Source organism: Oleiphilus sp. HI0066 (genome assembly GCF_001635725.1).
The window spans coordinates 1-316 of the sequence record NZ_LWFH01000860.1 but is presented as its reverse complement, the minus strand read 5'-3'; the positions used below and the strand labels follow the sequence as shown (position 1 = coordinate 316).

Below are 316 nucleotides of genomic sequence, written 5' to 3'. Positions count from 1 at the left end.
AAGCGCCTCTAAAATGTATACTCCCGGCAGAATTGGCATCCCAGGAAAATGCCCCTGAAAGAACCCTTCGTTAATAGATACATTTTTATATCCTGTAATTCGCTCACCACCAACAACAGAGGTAACTCGATCAACAAATAAAAAGGGCGGTCGATGGGGTAGATATTCATGAATTTCACCGATATCCATCGTGCGCACAGTATTTTCCGCCGTCATATTAATTCCCTTATTCTGGATTGATCGAGTCTAGTCGTTTTTCAACAGCCTTCAAACGAGACTCTGTACTATCTAAGCGTCGCAGTCGTGCAATGCTGCG

General features: G+C 43.7%; 1 pseudogene. It reads right to left on the bottom strand.

Annotated features, from left to right (window positions below):
• A pseudogene (locus A3738_RS09955) lies at window positions 1-189 on the bottom strand (3-hydroxyacyl-[acyl-carrier-protein] dehydratase FabZ); the annotation flags it as partial.
• Window positions 190-316: the final 127 nt, after the last annotated feature.